Source organism: Sphingomonas sp. PvP018, assembly GCF_017876865.1.
GTDB lineage: Bacteria > Pseudomonadota > Alphaproteobacteria > Sphingomonadales > Sphingomonadaceae > Sphingomonas > Sphingomonas aerolata.
Genome location: NZ_JAGIOU010000001.1, coordinates 1498534 through 1524048 on the forward strand (window position 1 = coordinate 1498534; position 25515 = coordinate 1524048).

The window sequence follows — 25515 nt, forward strand, 5'->3', positions numbered from 1 at the left end:
CCGGGTTCGCTCAAGTGACCGCGTTACGCGGATTGTGGCAGGGCCGCCGCCAGCCAGTCATCGCCGTGAAGCCCGTAGATCAGGCTGTCGCGCAGCCCCATATGCGTCTCCCATTCGCCGCGCAGCAGCCGTTCGCGCCGGAACCCCAGCCGTTCGAGCAGCAGGATCGACGCGCGGTTCTCGCTGTCGGCATCGGCAAACACGCGGTGCTGCCCCTCAGCGAACAGCTGGTCCAGCACCGCCGACACCGCCTCGCTCGCCAGACCGCGGCCCCAATGCGCGCGCGCGAGGATGAAGCCGATCTCGGTCACCCCCTGCCCGCGCATCCGCCCGCCCGACACCCAGCCGATCGCCCGGTCGTCGCCATGCCGCGTGATCGCCCAGGCGCGCCAGTTCACGTCGGCGGCATCCTCGACCAGATAGAGCCGCGTCGCCTCGATCGACGTCAGCGGACCATCCGCGGAATAGGTCATCAGGTCCGCGTCGGCGAGCGTGGGGTGCAACGCGACCGCGTCCGCCTGGACGAGCCGACGCAGCCGGAGCCGCGGCGTCACCAGCACCGGATGGGGCAGCGCGCGACGCCTCAAGCGATCAGCGCATCGACGAGCGCGCGCACTTTCTTCTGACGCCACTGCGGCAGCGGCGCGACGAGCCAATAGCCGCCGCGCGACGGCTGCGCGTCGCCGATGATCCGGACCAGCCCCGCATCGAGCACTCGTCGTGCCAGCAGTTCGGGCACGGTCGCCCGCCCGAGTCCGGCCGCCGCCGCATCGATCGCAAGCCCTGCATCACCGACGCGGACCAGTGCCGTGGCATCTCCCGCCGCCGGGTCCAGCGCGGGTGCGCCCGGCCAAGCGATGATCGCCTCGGACGCGCTGCCGGTCGCCGCGATCGTGACGAGCCCTTCGGATTCGAGTGCCTCGCCCTCATTCTCGCCCGGGCCATCGCCCCAGCGGATCGCGAGGTCGAGATTGGCCTCGGTGAAGTCGACCGTCTCGTCCGCGGTGATCAGGACGAAGCGCAGGTCCGGATCCGCCGCAGCAATCTCGGCGAGCCGTGGCATCAGCCATTTCTCGGTCAGATCGCGCGGTGCGGCGATCGTCAGCGACTTGGACGTCTGCCCCGCCTGCATCGCACGGACCGCCTCCTCGAACTGGAGGAAGCCGTTGCGCAAGGGCCCGAGCCCCGCCTCGGCCTCGGGCGTCAGCTCGAGCCCGCGCGTGGTGCGCCGGAACAGCACGACACCCAGCGTATCCTCGAGCGCGCGGATCTGCTGCCCGACCGCGGCGGGGGTGACCGCGAGCTCGTCGGCGGCGCGCGTGAACGACAGATGCCGCGCCGCCGCGTCGAGCACGCGCAGCCCGTTCAGCGGCAGGTGCGTGCGCTTCACGAAATCACCGCCGGGGCGCTGAGCGAGAAATGCGGGATCGCCACCTCGAACACCGCACCGGTATCGTCGACCATCCGGTAGGATCCGCGCATCGCCCCCGTCGGCGTCGCGAGCGGACAGCCCGAGACATAGTCGAAGCTCGCACCCTGCTCGATCAGCGGCTGTTCGCCGACGACGCCCTCGCCCTCGACGGTGTGGCGCGCGCCATGCCCGTCGGTGATGATCCAGTGTCGCGTCAGCAGCTGGACCGCGCCGGGCCCGTCATTTTCCAGCCGGATATGATAGGCCCAGAACCAGCGCCCGCGCTGCGGTTCGGACTGTTCGGGCAGATAGCTGACCGAGACGCGTACCGTCACCCCGCGCGTCGTCGCCGCACTGGGGAACAGCGCCTTCACAGCCCGACCTTGCCCAATGCCCGGTCGAGATCGTCGATCACGTCGCGCACGTCTTCGAGCCCGACGTTGAGCCGCAACAGCCCCTCGGTCACGCCCATCTCAGCCTGCTTGTCGGGCGAGACGCTGGCATGCGTGGTCGAGGCAGGATGCGTCATCAGCGACCGCGAGTCGCCGATATTGTTCGAGATATCGACCAGCTCCAGCGCGTCGAGCAGGCCATGTGCCTGTTCGCGCCCTTCGACCTCGAACGCGAAGATCGGGCCACACGCGTCCATCTGACGCATCGCGAGTTCGTGCTGCGGATGGCTGGCGAGGCCCGGATGCAGGATGCGCGGCACGCGCGCTTCCAGAAACGCGCCGACCTTCTGCGCATTTTCCGACTGGCGACGGATACGCAGATCGAGCGTCTCGAGCCCCTTGAGCACGACCCACGCATTGAACGGCGACAGCGTCGGCCCGGTGTTGCGCGTGAAGGGCAGCAGCGTGTTGGTGATGAAGTCCTCGGTCCCGCACACCGCGCCGGCGAGCACGCGGCCCTGCCCGTCCATCATCTTGGTCGCGCTGTACGCGATGACGTCCGCACCGAACTCCATCGGCCGCTGCAACGCCGGCGTCGCGAACGCATTGTCGACGACGGTCGTGATGCCGCGCTCACGCGCGATGCCGCACACCGCCTTCAGGTCGACAATGTCCATCGTCGGATTGGCGGGCGTCTCGAAGAAGAACACCTTGGTCTCGGGCCGGACCGCGTCGAGAAACGCCTGCGGGTCTCGCGCGTCGACGATCGTCGTGGCGATCCCGAACTTGGGCAGCAGCGTATCGGTCAGCCAGCGGCACGATCCGAACGCCGCGCGGCCGCCGACCAGGTGATCGCCGCTCTGCAACTGGCACAGCAGCGCCGCGGTCATCGCCGCCATGCCCGTCGCCATCGACCGGCACGCCTCAGCCCCCTCGAGCAGCGCGATCCGCTCCTCGAGCATCTGCACCGTCGGGTTCTGGAGCCGGGAATAGGTCATCCCGTCCTGCTCGCCGGCAAAGCGCGCCGCGGCGTCACCGGCCTTGTCGTAGCAATAGCCCGAGGTGAGGAAGAGGGCCTCCGACGTTTCGCCATATTCGCTGCGGGCGGTGCCGCCGCGGATGGCCTGCGTCTGCGGACGCCAGTTCTGGGTGATCGAACGATCTTGGCCGGTCTTGCGCTTCATGGCGACGCTTTGCCGGGGGCGGGCGGTGATGACAACCCCCGCGGAGGGTCGCGTGCGCTAGTAGCGCCCCCAGGTAAACCTGGATGACAGCGCATAATTCCACACGGCGCCGACCAGCACGCCGATCATCGCCGACACCGCCCAGGCGTCGTTGCGCACGTCGTGCATGAACGCCGCGATCCCGACATTGGCGATCGCGCCGACCGAACAGATCAGCGCGAACGATACCCAGCCATCGGCGAGCTGCCGCCACCCCTTCAGCCGCCGGTCGCGATAGGTCAGCGCATTGTTGAGGAAGAAGTTCATCGTCAACGCGGCGAGCGTCGCGCCGATCTGCCCGATCAGGAACGACGTCCCGATCCCGAGGAACAGAGCGCTGAGCACCGCCATGTGCACGCCGATGCCGAGCACGCCGATCGCCGAGAACATCGCGAACCGCACGGGCACGAACCGCCCGAACATCCGGTCGTACAGCGCGATCAGATATTCCAGCGCGACGACGTGATCGAGCTTGCTCTCCCCCTCGGTCCGGCAGCGGAAGGTATAGGGCAGCTCGGCGAACCGCAGCGGCTCGGGCGCGGCGGTCAGCAGGTCGAGCAGGATCTTGAACCCGATCGCCGAGAGTCTGGGCGCGAGCGCGCGCGCGACGTCGGTACGGATCGCGAAGAAGCCGCTCATCGGATCGCTAAGATCCGCCTTGAGCACGCGCCGCGACAGCCGCGTGGCGAGCGCGGACTTGGCGACGCGGTCGCGATCCCAGTCGCCGGTCCCGCCGCCGCTGACGAAGCGCGATCCGATCACGACGTCGTGATCGCCCGCCTGAAGGAGGTCGAGCATTTTCGGCAACAGCGTCTCGTCATGCTGCAGATCGCCGTCGATCACCGCGACGACGGGCGCGGCGGTCGCGCACAGCCCCTCGATACAGGCCGAGGACAGCCCGCGCCGGCCGATCCGCTGGATCACGCGGACGCGCATGTCACTGCGCCCGAGCACGCGCGCCGCCTCCGCAGTGCCGTCCGGGCTGTCGTCGTCGACGAAGATCGCTTCCCAGCGCCGCCCCGCCAGTGCCTGGTCGAGCTTGGCGATCAACGCGGCGACGTTCGCCTTCTCGTTGAACGTCGGGATGACGACTGCGATCTCGAGCGTGGCCTGCCCCGCGCCCTGCACTGGGTCCAGCTCGACCGGACTCACCCGAGCGCTGCGATCACCGCGTCGCCCATCGCGCGCGTCGTCAGCGTGCCGCCGAGGTCAGGGGTCCGCGCGCCGCCCAAGATCGCCGCCGCCACCGCCGCCTCGATCCGGTCGGCCGCCTCGGCCTTGTCGAGCGAATGCCGCAGCATCATCGCTGCGGACAGGATCGCGGCACAGGGGTTCGCCTTGCCCTGCCCGGCAATGTCGGGCGCGCTGCCATGGATCGGCTCGTACAGGCCATGGCCCTGGCCATCGAGCGCGGCGGAGGGCAGCATGCCGATCGATCCCGCGCACATCGATGCCTGGTCGGACAGGATGTCGCCGAACAGATTGCCGGTGACGACCACGTCGAACTGGCCGGGATCGCGCACCAGCTGCATCGCCGCGTTGTCGACATACATGTGGCTGAGCGCGACGTCGGGATAGTCCGCCGACACCTCGATCACGACGTCGCGCCACAGCTGCGACGTCTCCAAGACATTGGCCTTGTCGACCGACAGCAGCTTGCTCTTGCGGGTACGGGCGGTCTCGAACCCGACGCGCGCGATCCGGGCAATCTCCGCCTCGTCATAACGCATCTCGTCATGGCCTTCTCGCAGACCTTCCGCCGTCGTCCGGATGCCCTTGGCACCGAAATACACGTCGCCGGTCAGCTCGCGGACGATCACCATATCGATCGTGCGTGCGATTTCCGGGCGCAGCGACGACGCATCCTCCAGCCCCGCGAACAGCTTGGCCGGACGCAGGTTGGCGAACAGCCCCAGTTCCTTGCGCAGGCCCAGAATTGCCTGCTCTGGTCGCAGATGCCGTTCGAGCCGATCGCAATCGGGGTCGCCGACCGCACCGAACAGCACGGCGTCCGCGCGCCGCGCGAGCGCCAACGTCTCAGGCGGCAGCGGATGCCCCGCCGCCTTGTACGCCGCACCACCGACCAGCGCCTCGTCGAAGCTCAGATCGAGGTCGAGCCGGTCGAGCACGCGACGTGCCTCGGCAGTCACTTCGGGTCCGATGCCGTCGCCGGCAAGTATCGCGATCAAGGGCATGTGCGTTCCTCCGCCGCCGCCCTTGCCGGGCAAGCCGCGCTCACGCAACCGCCCTTTTGAGCCGATCGACGAGGCGAGCCCGCGCTGCGAGCGGTTCGGCGCGGCGTTCGACCAGAACATCGCGCGTCAAAAAATGCTCGGTCAGCCGCAGCCCGTCGAAGATGTCCGGCCACCCCGCCTCGCCACCAGCGGTGAGAAACGCGGGCAGCGGCAACAGCTTGGCCTCATAGCCCTGCGCCGCACCGCGCGACACCGCCGCCCCGCTTCGCGGGCTGACGAATGCGAGGTCGTCGACCGCACCACTCGCGACGCACTGGTCGAGATCGAGACCGAATCCCAGTTCCGCGAGCAGCAGCAATTCGTACCGCACCAACGCCGCCGCCCAGCCGCGCGCCGAAGGCGCCGCCTCGATCGCGCCGAGGACGCCGTCGAGCGCATCGTGGATATGCGGATAGGGCTGCGCCTCCGGCAGCGCGACGGCGGCGAGCGCCGTCGCCCATTCGAGCGCGCCTGCCGCGAGCGGCTCGCCGTGCAACGTCGCGCGGCTGTGGATCAGCTCGGCGGTCAGCGCGGCGAGCTGGTCACCGGTCCGCGCGCGCCATTCGCCCTGGATCACGTTCGCCGCGAGCAGCACCGGCCGCATCGCCCGCGACCGCCCGCCGCGCACATAGCCCGGCTGCACGCCGTCCTCCCGCGTCAACGCCCGCACGATCGCGCCATGCTCGCCATGCTGGCGAACGGCGACGACGATGGCGGATGCGCGAAGGTGCATCGCCCGTTCTTACGCGTGCGTCGTGACGAACGGGAGCCTCGAAAATTCCGCTTGTTCCAGATCCGCCGGCCAGGCGCGCTCAGCGCCGGATCCCGCGCATCACGCGCGCGAGTCGCGGATGCGACAGCGCCCGCTTCGCCCAGCCCGCCGCGCCATCGAACGCCCCCAGCGCGGCCACCGTCGCGCGGTTTGCCAGCGTCGGCCGCAACAACAGCAGATCGACGCAGGGCGTCCCCGCCGTCGCGAACTGCCGCTTGTGCTGCCCCTCCCCCTCGGTGAAATCGAACCAGGCGAAGCGGTCGTCGAACAGCTGCCGCATCGCCTCGACCTGCAGTACCGCGCCCGGCGACAGCGCGTTATCGGCGGGGTCATGCCCGACATGGTCATAGCGCAGCGTCCCGCCCTGCGCGGTACAGCAGAGATAGGCGATCGGCCGGCCCTCGACGAACAGCAGCCAGGCCCGCACCCGGTCCGCTGCGGCGAGCGCCTCGAAACCCTGCAGCGCCGCTTCACCGTCGGGGAGCCCCGATCCCAGCAGCCGCTCCTGATAGGTCGTCGCCGACACCGCCCGCGCCAGCGGGTAAAACACCGCGATCTCGGCGGGGGTTCGATAGCCGCGGATGTCGAGCGTGCCGCCCGACAACGCCGCCAGCCGCTTCGTCTTGCGCTTCAGCCCCGACCGCGCGCTTCCCGACAGCGTCGCAAGCCATGCCGCCTCACCGATCCGCAGGTCGGCGTGATACCGGACATAACGCTGGCGGACGGCGGTCAGCAGGCCATGCGTGTTCAGCGAGTCCACCCGGTCCGCGGGCAACGAGGTGACCACATAGCCGTCGGCCTGAGCCGGCAGCGCGGGCAGCATCGGCGTTTCGCCCGCCAGCACGTCATCCAGCGACAGCGCGACGCGCACCAGCCGGCGCGGGATCGTCGCGAGCGTGCGCGCGCCGAGCTGGAACTTCAGGCGGACGCTGACCGCGGTCATCAGGCGCGTTCTTCGACCCAGTTCGACCAGAGCTGCTCGGCTTGGCGCAGGCCCCGCCGGATCGGATCGCGCGCCAGCGGCCGGTCGTGCCGGCCAAGGGCCAGTGGCGGGCGATCGCGGAAATGCCGGGTCGGCAAATCCGTGCGCAGCTCCGCCAGCGTCGCGCACAGCGCCTCGAACCGGCGGACATGGACGGCGTTCGCCCGCGTGCCCTGCCGATTCGCCAGCTCGAAACCATGGCTGACGATCGTCGCGGCGACATGCCCCCGGGCCGCGGCGTGCTCGAGCGCATCGCGGCTTTCGTTCGCGGACAGGGCGCAGAGCTGCAGCGTCCGCAACTGACCCGGCCGATCCTCGATGACGGTAACCGGGATCTCGATCAGGCCCTGCACGGCGACCGGCGCGATCTGACGCGGCGACAGCGAGATCCTGCTCGCATCGCACGCAGCCGCACCGTTATGGCTGCTGTCATAGGCGAAACCGAGCGCAGCGAGCGCGGCCAGCGTATCGTCGTTCGCGGCATAGCTGCCGGCGCGAAACGCGATCGGGTCGGGCGCACCCGCGTCGATCAGCAGTTCGGTGGCTTGCAGGATCAGCGCGTATTGTTCGACCAGCGGATAGTCGGACAGGTCGAACTTCGCGTGATTCGCGCCACAATCCCGGGCGATCGCGGCGGTCCAGGCGGGATGGAGATGCAGCTGAACCTCCTGCCCGGCATCGAGGATCGTCGAGACCATCCGCCGTACCGGCTCGATTCCGAAGGTCAGCGCGGGCATCGGGTCGACGAAGAAACAGGCCTTCAGCCCGTACCGCGCAAGCTTGCCGAGCTGATAGCTGACACCGACGCCCGCAGGCTCGACTGACCGGTGATAGATCGCATCACTGCCAAGACCCGCGCGGTGGTGCCGCCACGCGAATTCGGTGTCGATCGTCAGGAAGACTGCCGTGGTCACGTCACTGGCCTAGTGTCCCGTGGTGAAGATAAGGTTTCCGCCTACGAGACAGGCGTGACCCGACCTCCGCAATCTATCGGCCTCAGCCGAAGATTGATCAACATTATTAAACTGAATTATCTTGAATGGTAAAAGTCGTACACCTGCTGTGCGACCGCTGCGGACACGCCCGGCGCCTGCTGCAGATCCTGCAGGCTGGCATTTCGAACCGCGCGGCCGGTGCCGAAATGCATCAGCAACGCCTTTTTGCGCGCGGGGCCGATGCCGGGGACCTCGTCGAGCGGACTCGCGCCGATCGCCTTGCTGCGCTTGTCGCGGTGGACGCCGATCGCGAACCGGTGAACCTCGTCGCGTAAGCGCTGGAGGTAGAACAGCACCGGCGCGTTGACGGGCAGCTGGAATTCGCGGCCGTCGAGCATGTGGAATACCTCGCGCCCGTCGCGGCCATGCTGCGGCCCCTTGGCGATCCCGACGAGGCACACGTCCTCGACGCCGAGCTCCTCGAGCGCGGCCTTCACCGTGTTCAGCTGCCCCTTGCCGCCGTCGATCAACACCAGGTCGGGCCATTCGCCCGAGTCGCGGTCGGGATCCTCGGCCTGCGCGCGCGCGAAGCGCCGGGTGAAGACCTCACGCATCATCCCGAAATCGTCGCCCGGGATGGTCTCCTTGTTCTTGATGTTGAACTTGCGATACTGGCCCTTGCGGAAGCCCTCGGGGCCGGCGACCACCATCGCGCCGGTCGCGGCAGTGCCCTGGATATGGCTGTTGTCGTAGATCTCGATCCGCTGCGGCGGCTCGGCCAGGTCGAACAGGTCGGCAACCTCACGCAGCAGCTTGGCCTGAGTCGTCGACTCGGCCTGACGTCGCTCGATCGCCTCGATCGCGTTGCGCTTGGCCTGATCCATCAGGCGACGGCGATCGCCGCGCTGCGGCACCTGCACCGCAACCTTGTAGCCCGCGCGCTCGCCCAGCGCCTCGACCAGCAGCGCGCCTTCGGGCAGCTCGCGGTCGAGCAGGATCTGCCGCGCGGGCGGCACGTCCTCGTAGAACTGGCCGAGGAAGCTGGTCAGCACCTCGTCTTCGGGCACGTCGTTGGTGTGCTGCGGGAAGAAGCTGCGATGCCCCCAATTCTGGCCGCCGCGGATGAAGAAGGCCTGGATGCCGATCAGCCCGTCCTTGCACGCCATCGCGAAGATGTCGGCGTCGCCCACCCCTTCCGCGTTGATCGCCTGCGTGCCCTGGATGAAGGTCAGCGCCTTCAACCGGTCGCGAAGCAGCGCGGCGAGTTCGAAGTCCATGTTTTCGGCCGCAGCCTGCATCTGCGCGCCGAGCTTGGCCTGCACGCCGGTCGACTTGCCCGCGAGGAAGCTCTTCGCGTCCTCGACCAGCTCCTTGTACGCACCCTCGTCGATCCGGCCGACGCACGGCGCGGAGCAGCGCTTGATCTGGTAGAGCAGGCACGGCCGGTCGCGCGTCTTGAAGAAGCTGTCGGTGCAGCTGCGCAACAGGAACAGCTTCTGGAGCGCGTTGAGCGTGTTGTTGACCGATCCGGCGCTGGCAAACGGGCCGTAGTAATTGCCCTTCGCGCGCCGGGCGCCGCGGTGTTTCTGGACGCGCGGGAACTCATGGTCGTCGCGCAGCAGGATGAAAGGGAAGCTCTTATCGTCGCGCAGCAGCACGTTGTACGCGGGCCGGTACCGCTTGATGAGCTGCGATTCGAGCAGCAGCGCCTCGGCCTCGTTGTTGGTCGTGACGATCGTCATCGACCGGGTCTGCGACACCATCCGCTGGAGGCGTTTCGTCAGCCGTTCGACCTGGACATAGTTGGCGACACGGTTCCTGAGTGCCCGCGCCTTGCCGACATAGAGCACGTCGCCGCGCGCATCCTGCATCCGGTAGACGCCGGGGCGGATCGGCAGCGTGTCGAGCACGTTACGGATCGCCGCGACGCCCGCCGCAAGATCGGGCGCCTCGCCGCCGCCGCGGACGGCGAAGGTGGATTTGTCTTCGTTGAAACGGTCGGGGGAATTGGGGGAGGACATCGCTGGGGAATCTAGGGAGTCGGAGGGGGTTATGCCAGCCGAGGACATTGATCTTCACGCGAAGGCGCGACGGCGCGAAGAGTAGAGAATTTTCGCGCAGAGGCGCAGAGGACGCAGAGAGAAGAAGCGATTAGGGTTGGCATCTGTCCTCGAACCGCCGGAGGCTCATGGCCCGTGTGGCAGTCGGACGATCCATCCCAACCGCCACGCCTCCGCGCTCTCTGCGCCTCTGCGCGAACCAATCTTCATTCTCTTCGCGCCTTCCCGCCTTCGCGCCTTCGCGTGAACAATCTTCTTCATGCCGTACGAGCTAAGGCAAACGATCAGGCCTGCGCAAACACCTTGGTGCCGACGATGCCAACAACGGTCAGCGCCATGAAGCATGCCTGCACGCCGCTGACCTTGTCGCCGAACAGGATCACGCCACCGATGATCACGCCGATCGCCCCAGCGCCGGTCCAGATTGCATAGGCAGTGCCAGCAGGCAGGCCGCGCATCGCGAGCGCGAGCAGGCCCATGTTGACGAAGCTCAGCACGATCGGAACCGAAGACGCCTGCCACGTGGCAACGGTCGCCGCCCATTTGAGGCTGAGCGCCCAGGTGATTTCGGTGATCACGGCAACGCCGAGGATGAGCCAGGACATAAGAGTATCTCCAACGGGCTCAGATTGGAGACGCAGCCGCCGGAAACCCGGGAAGAGACGGCCGCCTGTAAAAAACGAAAAAGGCGCCGAGCGAACGACCGTTCCCCGCGGAAGCGGGGGTCCAGGGTTGCCGGCGCTGTGTCGTGAGAACCTGCCCCCCGCTTTCGCGGGGGAGCAGACGATTAGTTCAGGCGGCCAAGCCCCGAGATCGACCGATCGACCATCGCGCGGTCGGCGGCGGCATCGTGATGCTCGGCGATCAAAATACCGGCTGCCTTGGCAGCGGCGTCGGCGGCCCGCGCACGGACCTCGGCGATCGCGGCGCGCTCGGCGGCGGCAATCTTGTCCTCCGCCATTTTGGCGCGACGCGTCATCAAATCCTCGGCACCCGCCTTGGCCTTGGCGATGATCGCCGCGGCTTCGGTATGCGCATGCGCCTTCATCGCTTCGGCTTCGAGATGCGCGGTCTTGGCCTTGGCCTCATACTCCGCACGGATCGCCTCGGCTTCGGCGCGCAGCGCCTTGGCCTCGTCGAGCTGCGTGCGGATCCCGGCGATCTTGGCGTCGAGCGACCGCCCGATCATGCCGGGGACCTTCTTCCACACCATCAGCGCCAGGACGATGATCATCGCGATCGCGACCCAGCCGGTCGAGTTGACGCCGAGCGCGGTCGGGTCGACGACATGCTCGACGGTACCGGGCGCGACGGTGTGACCCTGCAACCCCTGATTGTCGATCGAGCCTTCGGGCGCCATGCCCTCGGCCGAGATCACCTTGGCCGGTGCGTCCGGGTTGGCGGCGGGGGTATTAGCCATGAGCCATCGTCCTGCGTACCGCATCGCTCGCCGAGTCCAGGCTCACCTGAAGTCCGGCAACCTTGTCGGCCAGTTGCTGTGCCGCTTCGGCTGCGACATTCTGAAGATTGGCGAGGGCCTGCGCCTTCGCATTCGCCACGGCGAGATCGTGATGACCCAGACGCTCGGCGATTTCGGCATCGGCCGCATGAACCTGCTGCTCGAAAGCCATTGCCGCCCGCTTGGCCGCGGCCGCGGTCTCGGCCTGTGCCGCGACGCGGGCCGCATCCATTTCGGCCTGCCAGGTCGCCTGGACCGTATCGGCCTGCGCCCGTGCAGCGACTGCCGCTGCCAGATCGCCCGCGATTCGGCCTTCACGCGCGTCCACGGTCGACACGATCTTAGGCACCATCCCCTTGCCGATCCCGAAATACAGGATCCCGAAGGTGAGGAGCAGCCAGAAGATCTGTGAAGCGTAGGTGGCGGCTATCTGGGCAATCTGGGGCATGGCAGTCCTTCGTGATACGGCCGGACGGGATATCGCCCGGCCAGATCAGCGCATGTTAGGCGACGAACACCAGGATGATCATCGTGACGAATGCGAGCAGACCGAGAAGCTCGGCAGCTGCGAAGCCGATGAACAGACGGCCCTGCTGGCTGTCTGCAGCGCCCGGGTTGCGCAGCGCGCCAGCGAGGAACTGAGCGAAGACGTTACCCACGCCGAGTGCGGCGAGGCCCATGCCGATCGCTGCGAGGCCGGCACCGATCATCTTTGCTGCGTTGACGTCCATGTTAAAACTCCCTTGGAAAATCAGTAGTGGTTCGAAAGAAAACTTAGTGAAGGTTGACCGCGTCGTTCAGATAAACCGACGTCAGCAGCGCGAACACATAGGCCTGGATCGCGGCGACCAGCAGCTCGAGCAGCGTGATGCCGATCATCAGCAGCATGCTCGGCGCGGTCACCAGACCGATATAGACGCCGCCCAGGTTGATGCCGTTGATCACGAACGCCGCGAGCACCTTGAGCAGGATATGCCCCGCGGTCATCGCCACGAACAGTCGCAGACCCAGCGAGAACGGACGCACCAGGAACGACATCAGCTCGACGACGAAGATCAGCGGGATCATCAGCGCCGGCGTGCCGCTCGGCACGAACAGCGAGAAGAAGTGGAAGCCGTGCTTGCCGAAGCCGACGATCAGGACGATCGCAAAGCTGATCAGCGCCAGCACGCCGGTGACGGTCATGTGGCTGGTCACGGTGAACGGATGAACACCCGGCACGATACCGAACGGCATCAGGCCGATGATGTTCGCGAACAGGATGAACATGAACAGCGAGAAGACGTAAGGGATGAAGCGCTTGCCGCCCGGCCCGACATTCTGCTCGAGCATGCCCGAGATGAAGCCCGTAAAGCCCTCGACCGCGGCCTGCCAGCGACCGGGGACGAGCTCGCGCTTCATCCCGCCGATCATGAAGGCCCAAAGTGCGACCAGCGTCACCACCATCCACATCGCGGAATTGGTGAAGGACAGGTCGTAACCACCTACGATCCAGTGCGAGCCGAACGCCGGCTCGATCAGGAACTGGTGCATCGGATCGATCTTGCCGCCCTGTTCTGCCGCCACGTGGAATCCCTGCCGTCTTGAAACGACAAACGCCCGGCTACTCCGGGCGTTCGCCTGAAATTCGAATGATTTGCCTGAACGCGACCGCGATTCCGAGGAACAGCAACACGATCAGACCCCAAGGCCCAGTGCCGACCCAATGGTCAATCAACCATCCGATCAGCGCACTGCCGACGAGACTCCCGATCAGGGCGGAGATGACCCGATTGCCCTGCGAGTAACCCCGCTCGGCATCCGGCCCTCCCTGCCCCTTTTTCAGCGTCTCCCGAGCCTTGACCTCCCTCAATCGCTCATCGAGCGCGGAAAGTCGCGGATCTTCAACACCGTAGGGGTCCTGTCCGGGTTCGATCTCCGCCACGACATGCTCTCCACCTGATACGACACCGGGGAGATATACGCAGCGACGAGCGATCCCGCCAAGGCGCGGTCCGTTTAGAAAAGGGGGGGGGCCAAGTCAACCGGTGTGACAGTATCGTCATCAATGTGGTGACTGCGCGGCGCGTTACGCCCTCTCCCATCCGTCATCCTGACAAAAGCCAGGATCCAGGCCGCCGACGGATTATGCGTGGCTCTGGATCCTGGGCCGAGCCCAGGATGACGGAGGGCCTTAGGACAGCATGATCAGACGCAACGCGAATCACGCTCCGGTGCGGCGGCGGTGCGCGTCTTCCACACACCACCCGGCGTCTTGTACTTTTCGCCCGGATTGGTCCCCGCGATCAGGTTGCAACCGCTGGTGAACGCCAGCTGCTCGACCGTCGCGCCGCTCGCCTGCGCCTTGGCGGTATAGGCCGACTTGCGCTGGATGTTGATGCTGTTGACCAGCGCACGCAGGTCGCCGCTCGCCGCGCCGACCAGCCCGAGATAGCCGTCGGGCTGCTCGCCGACCTCGCCGCCCGCGCGCGCCGCGGCATAGGCCGGGTCACGCTGCGCCGACGCGGCGACCGACAGGCCGCCAAGCACCGCCACCGCTGCGATCATCGTCAAAGCCTTGATCTTCATCTCAGAATATCCCCGGATTCTGCTGGATCAGCGATTTCGCCTCGCCATCGAGACGATAGACCACTTCCTGCGTCACATTGATGTTGAGGTTGATCTCGATCGGCTTGTCCGGCGCCGACACGTTGATGCAGCCCGGCAGGGCGGCGGCGGTCGTGACCAGAAAGACGATCGTCCTCATCCTGTGCAAGATCGGTCTTTGCTCCAGCTTGTTCAATCCTGTTTCGGTCATGGCACGATCCTGCTTTCGGCGGGCTGAATGGATGGGGCTGCGGGGACGGCAGGCCCGGGGGATGGCGGCGCGGACTGCTGCTGGATCAGCGCGGGCAGGTTGCGTTCGATCAGCCGCTTCGGATCATAGAAGCTCTGCGCCGAATCGAGCAGTCCGCGAAACGGCGCCTTGATCCGGATGTTGAACACGAAGGGCAGCTTCTGCAGGCGGCGGACGATGAAGTTCGACTTCGCCCCCTCGCCCTGGCTGATCCCGGCAAAGCGCACGTCGGTCACCATCTCGCCCGCGAGCGGCCCGTTCATGCCCACGCGGAGCGACTGATAGCGCAGCGACTTGAGCGCCTGGAAGGCGATGTTCGCCCAGATGCCGAGATCCTTCTGGCTGAGATCGCCGACATAGGCGAGCGTCCCGCCCCCCGGCCGGACGCGCAGGTCGCCGCCCTCGATCCGGCCGCCCGTCTCGTCGAAGATCATCGGCAGCACGCCGTCGAAGATCCCCGTCGCGTCGAGATTCTTGAAATCGAACTGCTGCAGGAACTGGTCCGCGGCCATGTTGGCGATGTGGAACGTCATCCGCCGCTCGCTCTGCGCGGAGAAATCGAGCAGCGTCGGGTCGAGCGTCAGCGATCCGCCCGCAAACGGCCATGCCCCGCCCTCGACCTGCACGCGCGCACCCGGCAGGGTCTGATAGCGGATCGTCCCGTCGCTGACCGGAATGCCGGGGTTGAGCGTGCGGATCGTCGCGACCTGCCCCGGCGCGCTTTGCAGATTGAGCAGGTCGGTGAAGCGGATCTCGGTCGCGATCCCGGTCACCGGGCCGAACGCGGCGGCAAGGTCGGTGCCGGCGGTCCGAAACACCCCCGTGCTCGTCACGCCGTCGGGGGTCCACGCGATGTGCCCGTCGCCGCTGACCGATCCATTGACGTCGGCGATCACGCCGAACGTCAATGGCGTCAGCGCCTCGGGTTGCAGCGCGTCCTTGGCGAACACGATCCCCGGCACGAGCAGGTCGGCGCGGCCGATGCCCGTGCCGAGAGCATGGACCAGCGTGACGTCGGCGACCTTGGTGCTGCTGACCGGTTCGAACAACGTTCCGGCCGCGGTGATCGTGCCGCCGATCAGCGACAGCGTCACGCCGCGCGCCGCGACCGGCTTGAACCGCGCGGTGGCGGCGGCGTCGCTGACACCCATCGTGCCGTCGAGCGCCAGCGCACCGCCGATCAGCGTCCAGTCGCCCGCCGCCTCGTTCAGCAGCAGCGGCACATTGCCGATCTGCCCTGCCCCACCGGTGAATGCGCCGGCGATTCCCTGCGTCGTCATCCGCCCGGTGATCGTCGCGAAGTCCAGCCGCGTGACGCGCTCGGGCGCGCCGATCCGGGTCTGCACGCCGTCGATCGCAAAGCCCCGGTCGGCCAGCCGCAGCGTCGCGCCGCTCGCGTTCAGCGTCAGCGGCGTCCGCCCCAGCCGCCCCGACAGCGCGGCCGCAGCGATCCGCGCACCGCCGCGCAGACGTCCGCGATCGGTCTGCACCAGCGCTCCGTCGATCGGGCATAGCGACAGCCGCGCAGGGTCGAGCACCAGCCCCGACACCGCCAACCGCTGCACCGCTAGCGGCGTGCAGCCAGTGTTGACGACGAGCCGCGTCTTCCCGTCCCAGCTGGCAGCGATCGGCATTGACAGGCCTTCGACCCGGTCCTTGCCGCCGCTGCCGATCGGACCGTCGAGTGTCACCCGCGTCGTGATCGCGGTCGCCCCGCCGGGCGTCGCGCTGAACCGCACCGGGGTCACCGCCAGCCGCGCGCCGTCCACGACATAAGGCGCGACCGTCGCGACGCCGCGGACCGGCGCACCCGGTCGGGCCTGGGCGAGCGCGATGCGCGCCTCGGGCAACCCGCCACCCCGCGTCGCAAGAGTCGTATCAAGCGTGACGCCTCCGCCAGACGCACCGCGTCCAGGCCATGCGAACCGGAGCCCCTCCCCGCCATCAAGCAAAATCCTCGCGCCGCTCGCCGATGCGAGCGCGAGGCGTGACAGCACGGCCTCGCCGCGCCCGCCGCGCTGCTGAACGGCGATCACCGCATCCGCAGCAAAGCCCTTTGCGGCCCGCGTCACGGCCTGCACCGCGGCGTCCATGAGGGGCGCGACCGGCGACCCGGCTGCCGATCCTTGCAACGCCTCCACCCCGGCAAGCCGGCGCGGGGCGATTGCGGCACCCGCCGCGCGAACGCGGCCCTCGAACGCGATAACCTCACCAAGACGGTAGGATCCTGCGATCGCCACGCGGCGTGCGCGGCCCTCGGCCGTCCGCACGGTCTGCGCGGCGATATCCGCCTTGCCCGAGGTTCCCGCAGCAGTGCCCGCGAAGGCGACGACACCCTTGGCCGCGGCGAACGTCGCTCCGGGCAGGACGGCCGACCCGGTCGCCAACGCGGCCCGCCCCTGCCAGCGATCGAGCGCCGCACCGAGCGTCAGGTCGAGCGTCGCGACCACGCTGTCCGCCCGCGAATCGCCGCACGCCAGCCGCCCCAGCCGCACGGGGCCCTGCAGGATCGGTTTCGCCGCATCGATCCGCACGCGCACCGTCGCGGCAAGGCGGTCGCCCGTACAGCCGCCGACGCTCAGCCGGTCGCTGACCGCAGCAAGCGAGCCCCTGAAACCGTTATCGAGCTTCCCCGTCCCGGAAAGTTTCAGCCCGACCAGCCCGTAAGGCGTCTCCAGCCGCATCCGCGCATCGTCGACGGTCGCGTCGAGCGCGGGCAGCGCGAACGGCTTGCCCGAGGGTGCAGGCAGGAGGCGGTCGATCGCCCCCAGCGACAACCGTCCACCGACCAGCCGCCCGCGCAGCCGCACCCGCCCCGCGCGCACCGCCTCCAGATACGGTCCCGACAGCCCGATCCCGGTCCGCGTCTCGACCCAGTCTGCGACCAGATCGGGATCGGCCGGATCGCCGAGCACGACATTGGTCAGCCTTTGCCCGCCAAGCGCCAGATCGGCGATCTCGTAGCGCGCAGGCACCTCGGCACGCGCGAGTTCGCGATCGATGAAGCCCGTAGCGATCTGCTTCCGGAGTACCCAGACTCCGATGAGCAGGGCGAGCAGGAGGAGCGCTACGACCAGCACGATTCGCTGAATCCGCGAGAGCCCGCCGCGACGGCGACCCGGCGCGTGACGGCGAGGGTCGGGCCCTGTCTCGCTCGTCTCCGTCAACCGCTTACTCCGTCACGCTTTCCCGGCCTGCATAGGCGGTAGCGGGGGCGTCATGCAATTGCGGCTGGTTGTGCTAGCATCCGGCCATGGCGGGGGCAGACGATATAGTCGACGAGCGCAAGGGGCACCGGGCGCGGCTGCGCAAGCGGCTGTTCGAGGGTGGCGGAGAGGCGCTGCTCGATCACGAGCTGATCGAATATCTCCTCGCCGTCGCGATTCCCCGTGCCGACACCAAGGCGCTCGCCAAGGCGCTGATGCGCGAATTTGGCGGGATCGGCGGCGTGCTGACCGCCGATCCGGCGGCGCTCGCGCGTGTCGATGGCATGGGCGAGATTTCGACCGCCGCGGTCAAGATCGCGCACGCCGCCGCGCTTCGCCTGTTGCAGGCACGCGTCGGCGAGCGGCCGGTGCTCGCCAACTGGCAGGCGCTGCTCGACTATCTGCGCGCGGACATGGCGCATCACGTCATCGAGCGGTTCCGCGTCCTGCATCTCAACACGCGCAACATGCTGATCCGCGACGAGGTGATGAGCGAGGGCTCGATCGACCAGGCCGCGGTTTATGTCCGCGAGGTGATCCGCCGCGCGATCGATCTCGGCTCGGCCTCGATCATCCTCGTCCACAACCATCCCAGCGGCGACCCCTCCCCCAGTCGCGCGGACATCGAGATCACCCGCACGATCGCGGAGGCGGGCAAGCGGCTGGGGGTCGCGGTGCACGACCACATCGTCATCGGCACTGCCGGCCATGTAAGCCTTCGCGCGCAAGGGCTGATTTAAGGAGCGCGTGACGCAAAAAAGCCGCCGGGGTCAGCCGGCGGCCTTGATGTCGCGAGGGTCCTCCCGCGCGTTTGGTTCAGCCGGCCTGGGTCAGGAACCTGGTCAGCTCGGTCTTGGTCAGCATCTTGTTCTTGTCGGCATCCGCCTGCGCGAATGCGCCGTCGACCCATTTGCGCGTCTCGGGCGCGGCCGTGACCGTGGTCGGGTCCGACTGTGTCTTCAGCGCGACCATCCAGGCGCCAAATTCGGACGTGCTCAGCAGATTGTCGCCATTCTTGTCATATCCCGGAAATTCCGCATCGACGACCTGCGCCACCTGCGCCCCCGTCACCGGCTGCTGCGCAGTCGCCGGCGCAGGATCGCCTTGCATCGTCGAAGATGACGGCGACTGCGGCGAAGATTCTGTCTGCGCCGTGGGCTGCGGTGGTGAGTTGGGCGCGCCGCCGGGCATGGTCTGCGCGGATGTCGGCGTCGCGAGCGCGATCGCACCGACAAATAGAGTGAATTTCAGCATGTCTTCTCTCCTGCTGCGACCTAGGTGGCGACTTTCCAGTCGCGAAGGTCGTTCGTTCGGATAGTAGGCGCAACCAATGCATGACTGCCGTTGATGGTTCCGCCGGCATCGCCCGATCGCCCCGGGGTTGGGTTTGAACCTTGCCGTCCGGCCTGCTACCGCGCGACCGATCGCCGCCGTGGGTCCCGCCGGGGCGCGCGTCGCGCCTCCTCTCCCCAGCCACAGGAAATCCCGATGGTCCCCCGCTATTCCCGCCCCGACATGGTCGCGATCTGGACGCCCGAAGCGCGCTTCAAGATCTGGTTCGAAATCGAGGCGCACGCCACCGACGCGCTCGCCGAACTCGGCGTCGTGCCGAAAGAGGCCGCGGCCGCGATCTGGGAAAAGGGCGCGTTCGAAGTCGACCGGATCGACGAGATCGAGCGCGAGACCAAGCATGACGTCATCGCTTTCCTGACCAACGTCGCCGAGCATGTCGGTCCCGAGGCGCGCTTCATGCATCAGGGCATGACCTCGTCCGACGTCCTCGACACCTGCCTCGCGGTCCAGCTGGCCAAGGCGAGCGATATCCTGATCGCCGACCTCGACGCGCTGCTGGTCGTGCTCGAACGCCGCGCGCGCGAGCACAAGATGACGCCGACGATCGGCCGCAGCCACGGCATCCATGCCGAGCCCGTCACGTTCGGCCTCAAGATGGCGCAGGCGCATGCCGAGTTCGCGCGCAACCGTGCACGACTGGTGGCGGCGCGCGCCGACGTCGCGACCTGCGCGATCTCGGGCGCGGTGGGCACGTTCGCCAACATCGACCCGTTCGTCGAGGACTATGTCGCAGGCAAACTCGGCCTGTCGGTCGAGCCCGTCTCGACCCAGGTGATCCCGCGCGATCGCCACGCGATGTTCTTCGCGACATTGGGCGTGATCGCCAGCTCGATCGAGCGGCTCGCGACCGAGATCCGCCATCTCCAGCGCACCGAAGTGCTCGAGGCGGAGGAATATTTCTCGCCTGGCCAGAAGGGCTCGTCGGCGATGCCGCACAAGCGCAACCCGGTGCTGACCGAGAACCTGACCGGCCTCGCGCGCATGGTCCGTGGCTATGTCACCCCCGCGCTCGAGAATGTCGCGCTGTGGCACGAGCGCGACATCTCGCACTCGTCGGTCGAGCGCTATATCGGGCCCGACGCGACGATCACGCTCGACTTCGCGCTCGCGCGGCTGACCGGGGTGATGGACAAGCTCGTCGTCTACCCGGCGCGGATGGAGAAGAACCTCAACAAGATGGGCGGGCTCGTCCATTCGCAACGCGTCCTCCTCGCGCTGACCCAGGCCGGGGTGAGCCGCGAGGACGCCTATCGCCTCGTCCAGCGCAACGCGATGAAGGTGTGGGATTCGGACGGCGCACTCTCGCTGCTCGACCTGCTCAAGGCCGATCCGGAAGTGACGCTGAGCGATGCCGAGCTCGAGGACAAATTCGACCTCGGATATCACCTCAAGCACGTCGACACGATCTTCGCCCGGGTGTTCGGCGCGGCCTAACGGCGGAAGTTCGACTACCCCCTCGTCATCCTGACGAAAGTCAGGATCCAGAGCCAAGCAGCGCCGCACCGCGTTACTCTGGATCCTGACTTTCGTCAGGATGACGGGTGGGAGAGGCTAAGCCCACCAAAGTGCACGCAACGCAATTACGATTTCATGTTACAAAATTGCGACATCCCGCAACTATCGCCATATCACCGATGCCGGATATTACTCCGGCATTGGAGACCTACCCATGCGCATGTTCGAAACCGTGACCAGCTCTATGCTGGCGATCGCGGCTCAAGCGCTGGTGGTCGGGGTGGTCATTTCCACCCTCTGATCCATCGGCCCGCCCGCCCCTCCAAGGAGGGGCGCGGCTAGGGTCGCAGGCTCCACCCTTCAGGCTGCTAGCGCTACACCCCGTCGATGATCGTCATCGTTGGCGCCACTAAGTGCGTCGGGTTTGCGCACGCGTATCGCACGGCGGTTTGCACCCACCGGCCGCCCACGTCGTAGAACCGCCGCCAGCCGCGCCGGCAAACCCCGGATCCGCAGGCTCGACGCAGCGCCGATCACACCGATCGCCACGTCCAGATACGCCGACACTTCGAACGACGTCAGCCAGATCGCGATGTCAGGCGCGCCCATCATGGCAACCCGGAACCTGTCGCCGTCATCGGCGAACATCATGACGCACGCTGCCGCAATCAGCACCAGGCCGACCGCGACGTCCGCGCGCGTCAGCCGCGCCAGCCGCGTGACCGGCGCCTCGACCAGAAGCACGCGGAGGGACCGAGACAGGGGGATCGTGGGCGCCGCGAGCATCAGCAGCCAGCAAGCGAGAAACGTCAGACCGATTGCCGCCACACCATCCCCCTGTCACTCACGCCAAGCAGCGCAGCCTATTCCGCGGCGAAGACGCCCTTCAGCTTGGCGAAGAATCCCTGGCTGTCGGGGCATTCGTCGCCGGTCTCGGTCTCGCGGAACATCTCGAGTAGTTCCTTCTGCCGGTTCGACAGACGGGTCGGAGTCTCGACGTCGATCTGCACGACCAGATCGCCATGACCGCGCCCCTGCAACACCGGCATGCCGGCACCGCGCTGACGGAGCTGCTTGCCCGACTGGATACCCGCCGGGATCTTCACCTCATGCGTGCGCCCGTCGAGGCCGGGGATCGACAGCGATCCGCCGAGCGCCGCGACCGTGAAGCTGATCGGTGCGCGCGCGAACAGCGTCGTACCTTCGCGCTCGAACAGATTATGCTTGGTGACGTGGAGGAAGATATAGAGGTCGCCCGCCGGTGCACCGCGCGCGCCGGCCTCGCCCTCGCCCGTCATCCGGATCCGCGTACCTTCATCGACACCGGGCGGCACGTTGATGCTGAGCGTCTTGGTTTTCTCGACCCGGCCCTCGCCACGACAATCGGGGCATGGATCGGCGATCACCTGACCCGCGCCGTTGCAGACCGGGCAGGCGCGTTCGACCACGAAGAAACCCTGCTGTGCACGGACCTTGCCGTGACCGCCGCAATGCTGGCAGGTCTTGGCCCGCGTACCGGCCTTCGCGCCCGACCCGTCGCAGGTGTCGCACACGGCCGAGACATCGACGGTGATTTCGGTCGCCTTGCCGTGGAACGCCTCTTCCAGGCTGACTTCCATGTCGTAGCGCAGGTCGGCACCGCGACGTGCCGATGACCGGCCACCGCCGCCGCGCTGCGCGCCACCCATGAATTCGCCGAAGACGCTTTCGAAAATGTCGCTGAAGCCGCCGAAATCCTGCGCGCCGCCGCCATGACCGCCGCCGCCGCCATTCTGGAACGCGGCATGGCCGAAGCGATCGTAGGCCGCACGCTTCTGGGGATCCTTGAGGCAGTCATACGCCTCGCTGACCGCCTTGAACTGGGCCTCAGAATCCTTGCAACCGGCATTCTTGTCCGGGTGATATTTCATCGCGAGCTTGCGGTAGGACGACTTGATCGTCCCCGCATCCGCGGTCCGCTCGATCTCGAGCAGTTCGTAATAGTCTGTCTGGGTACTCATAGCGGCCCTCTTAGCCCTCTCCCCTCCGGGGAGAGGGTTGGGTGAGGGGTCGTTCCGGACGACAGCGCGCGGAACTGCCCCTCACCCCGGCCCTCTCCCCGGCCGGGCACCCATGAAAATATTACTTTCATGGGACCCTGGGGAGAGGGAGTTTCAGTTACGCCTTCGGGTTCTCGTCGACTTCCGAGAATTCGGCGTCGACGACGTCGTCGTCCTTCTTCGCCGCATCGCCATCAGCCGACGGCGAGGCATCCGCCTGAGCCTGCTTCTCGTAGATCGCCTGGCCGAGCTTCATCGCGACCTGGGCGAGCGCGGTGCTCTTCTCGGTCATCGCGTCCGCATCGCCGCCCTCGACCGCGGCCTTGGTCGCGTCGATCGCGGCCTGGATCTCGGTCTTGAGCGCGTCGTCGACCTTGTCGCCATTATCGGCAAGCTGACGCTCGGTCGTGTGGATCAGGCTCTCGGCGTTGTTCTTCGCCTCTGCGCCCGCACGACGCTTTTTGTCTTCCTCAGCGAAGGTCTCGGCATCGCGGACCATCTGGTCGATGTCGCTGTCCGACAGGCCACCCGATGCCTGGATGCGGATCTGCTGCTCCTTGCCGGTGCCCTTGTCCTTGGCCGAGACGCTGACGAGGCCGTTGGCGTCGATGTCGAACGTGACTTCGATCTGCGGCACGCCGCGCGGTGCCGGCGGGATGCCGACGAGATCGAAATTGCCGAGCATCTTGTTGTCGGCCGCCATCTCGCGCTCGCCCTGGAACACGCGGATCGTCACCGCGCCCTGGTTGTCGTCCGCGGTCGAATAGGTCTGCGACTTCTTGGTCGGGATCGTCGTGTTGCGATCGATCATCCGGGTGAACACGCCACCCAGCGTCTCGATGCCCAGCGACAGCGGCGTCACGTCGAGTAGCAGCACGTCCTTGACGTCGCCCTGCAGCACGCCGGCCTGGATCGCGGCGCCCATCGCGACGACCTCGTCCGGGTTGACGCCGGTGTGCGGCTCCTTGCCGAAGAACTGCTTCACGACTTCACGGACGCGCGGCATGCGCGTCATGCCGCCGACCAGCACGACCTCGGAGATGTCGTCGGCCTTCAGACCGGCGTCAGCGAGGGCCTTCTTGCAGGGGTCGAGCGTCCGCTTGACCAGGTCCTCGACCATCCGCTCCAGATCGGCGCGGGTGATCGACTTCACCAGATGCTTCGGGCCGTTCTGGTCCGCGGTGATGAAGGGCAGGTTGACCTCGGTCGACTGTGCCGAGCTGAGCTCGATCTTCGCCTTCTCGGCCGCTTCCTTCAGACGCTGCAGCGCCAGCTTGTCCTTGGCGAGGTCGATGCCCTCCGCCTTCTTGAACTCGTCGGCAAGGAACTGAACGATCTTGTTGTCGAAATCCTCACCGCCGAGGAAGGTGTCGCCGTTGGTCGCCTTCACCTCGAACACGCCGTCGCCGATCTCGAGAATCGAGATGTCGAACGTGCCGCCGCCAAGATCATAGACCGCGATCGTCTTGCCGTCCTGCTTGTCGAGGCCGTAGGCCAGCGCCGCCGCGGTCGGCTCGTTGATGATGCGCAGCACTTCGAGGCCGGCGATCTGGCCTGCGTCCTTGGTCGCCTGGCGCTGTGCGTCGTTGAAGTATGCGGGAACGGTGATGACTGCCTGCGTGACCGTCTCGCCGAGATACGACTCCGCGGTTTCCTTCATCTTCTGCAGCGTGAACGCCGAGATCTGCGAGGGCGAGTAATCCTTGCCGCCGGCCGAGACCCATGCGTCGCCGTTGGGCCCGCGCGAGATCTTGTACGGGACCAGCTCGGTGTCCTTCTTGGTGATCGGATCGTCGAAACGACGGCCGATAAGACGCTTCACCGCGAAGATGGTGTTGTCGCCGTTCGTCACTGCCTGGCGCTTGGCCGGCTGGCCGACCAGTCGCTCGCCGTCCTTGGCGAATGCGACGATCGACGGCGTGGTGCGCGCGCCTTCGGAATTCTCGATGACCTTGGGCTTGCCGCCTTCCATGACGGAAACGCAGCTGTTGGTCGTGCCGAGATCGATACCGATTACTTTAGCCATGAGTTTAAATAGCCCCTCACACATCGTAAAAAAGTCTCGGGCTCCACCCCGTTACGGCAGTGGAACCTTTCGATTGATGGGCGCGATATAGGTTGGCTCGCGCTTGCCGCAAGATTGTACGGCCCGTAGAGATCGCAAGAGGGGTATGAAGTGGCGATGATGACGATGCGTGGTATTTTTGCCGTGACGGCCCTGGTCGGGGTGGCGGCCTGTGCACAACCGCAACAGCTGTCCGTCGAGAAGGCGTGGGTCCGGCTCGCGGCGGTCAAGGGCGGACCGGCGGCAGGCTATTTCACGATCCATGGCGGGCCGACCGATGCGACGCTGATCAACGTCACCACCGACGTCGCGATCCGGAGCGAGATGCACGAGAGCATGTCGGCCGGCGGCGTGTCGTCGATGAAACCGATCGCGCGCGTCGAGATCCCGGCCAAGACCGATGTCGTGTTCGCGCCGGGTGGCCGTCACGTGATGCTGTTCGACGTAAATCCCGGCATCAAGCCCGGTGAGCGCACCATCACCTTCACCCTCACCTTCGCCGACGGCACCAGAATTCTGCAGAACGCAGCCGTCGTCGGCGCCGGCGACACCGGAACCAAGTGAGCGTTCGCGACCGGTCGACGCGAGCGCTGACCCCGGCCGAGACGAGGCTCGCCGCGTCGGTCTTCGGCGACGCGATCGACTATGCGCCGGTGCGGCTGGCACGCCGCAAATGGGCCTTCTTCCAGCCGCGCGACACGGTGATGGCGCCGCGCGGGTGCATCCATTTTCACCCCAAGGGCGATCTGTGGTGCGACGATTTCGCGCACGCCCATCTGACGTTGCAAGGGCTGTTCATCCACGAGATGACGCATATCTGGCAGCACCAGCGCGGTATCTTTCTCCCGCTCGTACGGCATCCGTGGTGCCGCTACGACTATGCGCTGCGTCCCGGCGTCGCGCTGCACCGCTACGGTATAGAGCAGCAGGGCGAGATCGTCCGCCACGCCTTCCTGCTGCGTGCCGGCGCGACGGTCGCAGGCGCCCCGCCGCTCGCGCAGTACGAGACGCTGCTTCCGTTCAAGCCGCGGGTGTCGGCCTAGTCCGCCACTCCCCAAACCGTCACCCCAGCGAACGCTGGGATGACGTGGGT

General features: G+C 67.1%; 27 protein-coding genes. 4 read left to right on the top strand and 23 right to left on the bottom strand.

Translation table 11 applies throughout. From position 1 onward, the window contains the following. Positions 1–23: 23 nt before the first annotated feature. The 19 genes from J3A66_RS06435 to J3A66_RS06525 all read right to left on the bottom strand — a co-directional run bounded on the left by J3A66_RS06435 (position 24) and on the right by J3A66_RS06525 (position 17384). A complete protein-coding gene (locus J3A66_RS06435; RefSeq protein ID WP_245336718.1) occupies positions 24–587 on the bottom strand; it encodes a GNAT family protein in 564 nt (187 codons plus the stop codon). After that, the gene (locus tag J3A66_RS06440; protein ID WP_056405355.1) at positions 584–1390 is read right to left on the bottom strand and encodes a LysR family transcriptional regulator; all 807 of its coding nucleotides are present in this window, start codon (positions 1388–1390) and stop codon (positions 584–586) included. The genes J3A66_RS06435 and J3A66_RS06440 overlap by 4 nt, the downstream gene beginning before the upstream one ends. Beyond that, entirely contained in the window at positions 1387–1785 is a 399-nt protein-coding gene (apaG, locus tag J3A66_RS06445; protein WP_031393907.1) for a Co2+/Mg2+ efflux protein ApaG, read from the bottom strand. Before apaG ends, J3A66_RS06440 begins: the two co-directional genes overlap by 4 nt. After that, the gene (locus J3A66_RS06450) at positions 1782–2987 is read right to left on the bottom strand and encodes an aminotransferase class I/II-fold pyridoxal phosphate-dependent enzyme (RefSeq protein WP_107932226.1); all 1206 of its coding nucleotides are present in this window, start codon (positions 2985–2987) and stop codon (positions 1782–1784) included. Before J3A66_RS06450 ends, apaG begins: the two co-directional genes overlap by 4 nt. 57 nt (positions 2988–3044) lie before the next feature. Next, positions 3045–4178, bottom strand: coding sequence for a glycosyltransferase family 2 protein (locus J3A66_RS06455; RefSeq protein WP_348634005.1), 1134 nt, complete (start codon positions 4176–4178; stop codon positions 3045–3047). Next, on the bottom strand, positions 4175–5221 hold the full coding sequence (gene leuB, locus J3A66_RS06460; RefSeq protein ID WP_209567828.1) for a 3-isopropylmalate dehydrogenase: 1047 nt from the start codon (positions 5219–5221) through the stop codon (positions 4175–4177). Before leuB ends, J3A66_RS06455 begins: the two co-directional genes overlap by 4 nt. Before the next feature lie 40 nt (positions 5222–5261). Next, positions 5262–5993 (bottom strand): DNA repair protein RecO, encoded by a 732-nt coding sequence (gene recO, locus J3A66_RS06465; RefSeq protein ID WP_107932224.1) that lies wholly within the window; start codon positions 5991–5993, stop codon positions 5262–5264. A 79-nt stretch (positions 5994–6072) separates the two neighbouring features. Beyond that, positions 6073–6975: a GNAT family N-acetyltransferase gene (locus J3A66_RS06470; protein WP_209567830.1), complete on the bottom strand. Its 903-nt coding sequence runs from the start codon at positions 6973–6975 to the stop codon at positions 6073–6075. After that, entirely contained in the window at positions 6975–7928 is a 954-nt protein-coding gene (locus J3A66_RS06475; protein WP_209567832.1) for a polysaccharide deacetylase, read from the bottom strand. The genes J3A66_RS06470 and J3A66_RS06475 overlap by 1 nt, the downstream gene beginning before the upstream one ends. 116 nt (positions 7929–8044) lie before the next feature. Further along, positions 8045–9970, bottom strand: coding sequence for an excinuclease ABC subunit UvrC (gene uvrC / locus J3A66_RS06480; protein ID WP_209567834.1), 1926 nt, complete (start codon positions 9968–9970; stop codon positions 8045–8047). Positions 9971–10293: 323 nt separating this feature from the next. Beyond that, complete coding sequence (locus J3A66_RS06485; RefSeq protein WP_056405346.1) at positions 10294–10614, bottom strand: SMR family transporter; 321 nt, start codon at positions 10612–10614, stop codon at positions 10294–10296. A gap of 182 nt (positions 10615–10796) precedes the next feature. Beyond that, entirely contained in the window at positions 10797–11369 is a 573-nt protein-coding gene (locus J3A66_RS06490; RefSeq protein ID WP_192003123.1) for a hypothetical protein, read from the bottom strand. Positions 11370–11421: 52 nt separating this feature from the next. After that, entirely contained in the window at positions 11422–11916 is a 495-nt protein-coding gene (locus J3A66_RS06495) for an ATPase (RefSeq protein WP_037529994.1), read from the bottom strand. A gap of 55 nt (positions 11917–11971) precedes the next feature. Then, positions 11972–12199 carry a F0F1 ATP synthase subunit C gene (locus J3A66_RS06500; protein ID WP_031394300.1) on the bottom strand — a complete coding sequence of 76 codons (228 nt, stop codon included), beginning with the start codon at positions 12197–12199 and terminating at the stop codon, positions 11972–11974. 43 nt (positions 12200–12242) lie between these two features. Then, a complete protein-coding gene (locus J3A66_RS06505) occupies positions 12243–13001 on the bottom strand; it encodes a F0F1 ATP synthase subunit A (protein WP_031394299.1) in 759 nt (252 codons plus the stop codon). 70 nt (positions 13002–13071) lie between these two features. Beyond that, positions 13072–13392, bottom strand: coding sequence for an AtpZ/AtpI family protein (locus tag J3A66_RS06510; RefSeq protein WP_031394298.1), 321 nt, complete (start codon positions 13390–13392; stop codon positions 13072–13074). 263 nt (positions 13393–13655) lie between these two features. Further along, entirely contained in the window at positions 13656–14036 is a 381-nt protein-coding gene (locus tag J3A66_RS06515; RefSeq protein WP_031439562.1) for a YdbL family protein, read from the bottom strand. 1 nt (position 14037) lies between these two features. Then, positions 14038–14214 carry a YnbE family lipoprotein gene (locus tag J3A66_RS06520; RefSeq protein WP_081874129.1) on the bottom strand — a complete coding sequence of 59 codons (177 nt, stop codon included), beginning with the start codon at positions 14212–14214 and terminating at the stop codon, positions 14038–14040. A gap of 47 nt (positions 14215–14261) precedes the next feature. Beyond that, entirely contained in the window at positions 14262–17384 is a 3123-nt protein-coding gene (locus J3A66_RS06525; protein ID WP_348634006.1) for a YdbH domain-containing protein, read from the bottom strand. A gap of 173 nt (positions 17385–17557) precedes the next feature. Between J3A66_RS06525 and radC the strand changes: the two genes are divergently transcribed. Next, on the top strand, positions 17558–18250 hold the full coding sequence (radC, locus tag J3A66_RS06530; RefSeq protein ID WP_031441495.1) for a DNA repair protein RadC: 693 nt from the start codon (positions 17558–17560) through the stop codon (positions 18248–18250). A gap of 76 nt (positions 18251–18326) precedes the next feature. Here radC and J3A66_RS06535 read toward each other — a convergent pair whose 3' ends face one another. After that, positions 18327–18764, bottom strand: a complete 438-nt coding sequence (locus tag J3A66_RS06535) for an EF-hand domain-containing protein (protein WP_209567838.1) — start codon at positions 18762–18764, stop codon at positions 18327–18329. Positions 18765–18998: 234 nt separating this feature from the next. Between J3A66_RS06535 and purB the strand changes: the two genes are divergently transcribed. Then, positions 18999–20297, top strand: a complete 1299-nt coding sequence (purB, locus tag J3A66_RS06540; RefSeq protein WP_031441496.1) for an adenylosuccinate lyase — start codon at positions 18999–19001, stop codon at positions 20295–20297. Positions 20298–20678: 381 nt separating this feature from the next. On the opposite strand, the gene J3A66_RS06545 is transcribed toward purB, so the two are convergent. The 3 genes from J3A66_RS06545 to dnaK form a co-directional block, all read right to left on the bottom strand. After that, positions 20679–21146, bottom strand: coding sequence for a hypothetical protein (locus tag J3A66_RS06545; RefSeq protein ID WP_209567840.1), 468 nt, complete (start codon positions 21144–21146; stop codon positions 20679–20681). Between the two features lie 35 nt (positions 21147–21181). Next, positions 21182–22318 carry a molecular chaperone DnaJ gene (dnaJ, locus tag J3A66_RS06550; protein WP_031394651.1) on the bottom strand — a complete coding sequence of 379 codons (1137 nt, stop codon included), beginning with the start codon at positions 22316–22318 and terminating at the stop codon, positions 21182–21184. A gap of 157 nt (positions 22319–22475) precedes the next feature. Next, positions 22476–24383 carry a molecular chaperone DnaK gene (dnaK, locus tag J3A66_RS06555; RefSeq protein WP_031441499.1) on the bottom strand — a complete coding sequence of 636 codons (1908 nt, stop codon included), beginning with the start codon at positions 24381–24383 and terminating at the stop codon, positions 22476–22478. Positions 24384–24539: 156 nt separating this feature from the next. Here dnaK and J3A66_RS06560 point away from each other — a divergent pair, with 156 nt between their 5' ends. Together J3A66_RS06560 and J3A66_RS06565 are read left to right on the top strand one after the other, a co-directional pair. Beyond that, a complete protein-coding gene (locus tag J3A66_RS06560; RefSeq protein ID WP_235516273.1) occupies positions 24540–24986 on the top strand; it encodes a copper chaperone PCu(A)C in 447 nt (148 codons plus the stop codon). Further along, a complete protein-coding gene (locus tag J3A66_RS06565; protein ID WP_159511693.1) occupies positions 24983–25465 on the top strand; it encodes a vgr related protein in 483 nt (160 codons plus the stop codon). Before J3A66_RS06560 ends, J3A66_RS06565 begins: the two co-directional genes overlap by 4 nt. The last annotated feature ends 50 nt before the right edge of the window (positions 25466–25515 follow it).

Coding starts and splice junctions, on each gene's coding strand:
- J3A66_RS06450 (WP_107932226.1), bottom strand. CDS start 2,987: ATGAAGCGCAAGACCGGCCAAGATCGTTCGATCACCCAGAACTGGCGT.
- leuB (WP_209567828.1), bottom strand. CDS start 5,221: ATGCCCTTGATCGCGATACTTGCCGGCGACGGCATCGGACCCGAAGTG.
- recO (WP_107932224.1), bottom strand. CDS start 5,993: ATGCACCTTCGCGCATCCGCCATCGTCGTCGCCGTTCGCCAGCATGGC.
- J3A66_RS06470 (WP_209567830.1), bottom strand. CDS start 6,975: ATGACCGCGGTCAGCGTCCGCCTGAAGTTCCAGCTCGGCGCGCGCACG.
- uvrC (WP_209567834.1), bottom strand. CDS start 9,970: ATGTCCTCCCCCAATTCCCCCGACCGTTTCAACGAAGACAAATCCACC.
- J3A66_RS06485 (WP_056405346.1), bottom strand. CDS start 10,614: ATGTCCTGGCTCATCCTCGGCGTTGCCGTGATCACCGAAATCACCTGG.
- J3A66_RS06490 (WP_192003123.1), bottom strand. CDS start 11,369: ATGGCGCCCGAAGGCTCGATCGACAATCAGGGGTTGCAGGGTCACACC.
- J3A66_RS06495 (WP_037529994.1), bottom strand. CDS start 11,916: ATGCCCCAGATTGCCCAGATAGCCGCCACCTACGCTTCACAGATCTTC.
- J3A66_RS06500 (WP_031394300.1), bottom strand. CDS start 12,199: ATGGACGTCAACGCAGCAAAGATGATCGGTGCCGGCCTCGCAGCGATC.
- J3A66_RS06505 (WP_031394299.1), bottom strand. CDS start 13,001: ATGCACCAGTTCCTGATCGAGCCGGCGTTCGGCTCGCACTGGATCGTA.
- J3A66_RS06515 (WP_031439562.1), bottom strand. CDS start 14,036: ATGAAGATCAAGGCTTTGACGATGATCGCAGCGGTGGCGGTGCTTGGC.
- J3A66_RS06520 (WP_081874129.1), bottom strand. CDS start 14,214: ATGAGGACGATCGTCTTTCTGGTCACGACCGCCGCCGCCCTGCCGGGC.
- radC (WP_031441495.1), top strand. CDS start 17,558: ATGGCGGGGGCAGACGATATAGTCGACGAGCGCAAGGGGCACCGGGCG.
- J3A66_RS06535 (WP_209567838.1), bottom strand. CDS start 18,764: ATGCTGAAATTCACTCTATTTGTCGGTGCGATCGCGCTCGCGACGCCG.
- purB (WP_031441496.1), top strand. CDS start 18,999: ATGGTCCCCCGCTATTCCCGCCCCGACATGGTCGCGATCTGGACGCCC.
- dnaJ (WP_031394651.1), bottom strand. CDS start 22,318: ATGAGTACCCAGACAGACTATTACGAACTGCTCGAGATCGAGCGGACC.
- dnaK (WP_031441499.1), bottom strand. CDS start 24,383: ATGGCTAAAGTAATCGGTATCGATCTCGGCACGACCAACAGCTGCGTT.
- J3A66_RS06560 (WP_235516273.1), top strand. CDS start 24,540: ATGATGACGATGCGTGGTATTTTTGCCGTGACGGCCCTGGTCGGGGTG.